Raw genomic sequence first — 1,912 nt, forward strand, 5'->3', positions numbered from 1 at the left:
CGGACGGGCCTCGGCTGGCCCCGGCCGGCGACGACCGGCGCGGCGGGGTGACCGTCACCGGCCGGGCCGGCGATCTTCTGCTCCTGCTGAAGCGCCGGGTGCCGGTGCGGGAGGCGGCGGTGGAGGTCACCGGGGACGCCCGGCTGCTGGGGCACTGGCTGGAGCACGTGCGGGTGTGAGACGGCGGGGGGCGACGATTACCTGGGAGGTAATCGACGTGCCCGGCGGTCCCCGGCACAGTGATCACGTGGCCGCACCGACGTCGCGGTCCGGTCCTGAATCCGAGGAGAGAACCACCATGACGATGTACGACACCGCCGTCGAACGCTACCTCGCGGCGTGGAACGCCACCGGAGCCGAGGCCATCGCCAAGGCCGTGTCCGAGGCGTTCACGGAGGAGGCCATCTACACCGACCCGCTGGCCGACGTGGCCGGTCACGACGGTATCGCCGCCGCCATCGAGGGCGCCCACGCCCAGTTCCCGGGCTTCGAGTTCCGGCTGAAGGGCACGGTGGACGGCAACCACAACATCGCCCGCTTCTCCTGGGACCTGGTGTCGACGGCCGACGGGTCCTCCCCGGCCGGCGGTTCCGACGTGATCGCGATCGCCGAGGACGGCCGGATCTTCTCCGTCAGCGGTTTCCTGGACCGCGTTCCGGGGGCCTGATCTCCTCCAGCATCTCCCGCAGGGCGGCGGCCGTCTCCTGGTCCGAGGGCAGGAACGTCTCGATGGCCAGTTCGGAGACGGTCACGTCCAGCGGGGTGTTGAAGGTCGTCAGCACCGACACGAACGACAGCAGCCTGCCGTTCCGCTCGATGAGCAGCGGCAGTGCGTAGGGGTGGCCGCCGGTCCGGGTCTCGCGCGAGCAGCGGGGCACGGGGTAGGCGGCCACTTCTTCGTGGAGGCGCACCAGCCCGGCGGAGCCGCTCAGTTTGATCTGTCTCTCCAACTGGCCCAGCAGATGGGCACGCCACTGGCCGAAGTTGCGGATCGCGGGGGCCATGCCGTCCGGGTGCAGGGCCAGCCGCATGGTGTTGACGGGCGGGACGAGCAGGTGTCCGGCGGCCCCGGCGACCAGGGCGAGGAGGCTGCGGTTGGCTCCGACGACGTCGTAGAGGCTGTCGTGCACGAGGGCCGGGTTGGGTTCGTGGACGGCCAGCAGGCGTTCGAGTTCGCCGTTGAGCATGCGCATCGCGGGGTCGTTCAACGGGGTTTCGGGGAATTCCGGGGCGAAGCCGGCGGCGACCAGCATGGCGTTGCGTTCCCGTACGGGGACGTCGAGCTGTTCGGCGAGGCGCATCAGCAGGCTGCGGCTGGGCCTGGCGCGGCCGGTCTCGATGAAGCTGATGTGCCGGGCGGAGCTGTCGGCCCGTGAGGCGAGTTCGAGTTGGCTGACGCCGCGCCGGTCACGCCATCGGCGCAACAGCACGCCGAGTTCGGGGCTGTGGGGCGCCCCTGCTAACTGAGTGATCATGCGATCAACACTAACTGCGTGGAGCGACGGGCCCAATACCGCGTGCAGTCGGGGCCGGGCCCGCGCCGCACCTCCGACCAGGCGAGAAACCGTGCCGGCCAGGGTGGCCGGGTTCGTGGCGCGGTGCGCGAATGCGCAGGCGTGCCGCGTCAGGCCGGTCCGACGAGAGCCGCGTGCAGCCAGTCCCGCAGCCGGCCGGCGTCCATCTCCGGGAGTGCGGCGGCGTCCTTCGCGGTGTCCGCGTCGCCGCCGAGGCCGACGAACTTCTCACGGACGAGTTCCTCGTGACGGGCCCGGGTGTGCTCGCCCGCCGCGCCGAGCGGGACGAGCCGCTCGCGGGTGAACGTGCGGCCGTCGTCGAGGCGTACGGTGACGCGGGCGCCCGTGGCCTTGGTCGCGGCGGTGAAATCGGGTTCCGGCGGCCGGACGGCGGCCAG

General features: G+C 71.9%; 3 protein-coding genes and 1 pseudogene. 2 read left to right on the top strand and 2 right to left on the bottom strand.

Annotation, left to right across the window (positions count from 1 at the left end; translation table 11 throughout):
• The first annotated feature begins 14 nt into the window (after positions 1 to 14).
• Positions 15 to 179 carry a hypothetical protein gene (locus ACVNF4_RS35440; RefSeq protein ID WP_461806951.1) on the top strand — a complete coding sequence of 55 codons (165 nt, stop codon included), beginning with the start codon at positions 15 to 17 and terminating at the stop codon, positions 177 to 179.
• A gap of 119 nt (positions 180 to 298) precedes the next feature.
• Positions 299 to 667 carry a nuclear transport factor 2 family protein gene (locus ACVNF4_RS35445; protein ID WP_461806949.1) on the top strand — a complete coding sequence of 123 codons (369 nt, stop codon included), beginning with the start codon at positions 299 to 301 and terminating at the stop codon, positions 665 to 667.
• Here the strand turns inward: ACVNF4_RS35445 and ACVNF4_RS35450 are convergent.
• Complete coding sequence (locus ACVNF4_RS35450) at positions 633 to 1,475, bottom strand: helix-turn-helix domain-containing protein (protein WP_461806950.1); 843 nt, start codon at positions 1,473 to 1,475, stop codon at positions 633 to 635. The two genes, ACVNF4_RS35445 and ACVNF4_RS35450, sit on opposite strands and share 35 nt — an antisense overlap.
• A gap of 149 nt (positions 1,476 to 1,624) precedes the next feature.
• A pseudogene (locus ACVNF4_RS35455) lies at positions 1,625 to 1,912 on the bottom strand (MmgE/PrpD family protein); the annotation flags it as partial.

The organism is Streptomyces sp. S6 (assembly GCF_054880855.1).

Bases quoted from the DNA above. Each gene is read 5' to 3' on its own strand.
- ACVNF4_RS35450 (WP_461806950.1), bottom strand. From the start codon at position 1,475: ATGATCACTCAGTTAGCAGGGGCGCCCCACAGCCCCGAACTCGGCGTG.
- ACVNF4_RS35445 (WP_461806949.1), top strand. From the start codon at position 299: ATGACGATGTACGACACCGCCGTCGAACGCTACCTCGCGGCGTGGAAC.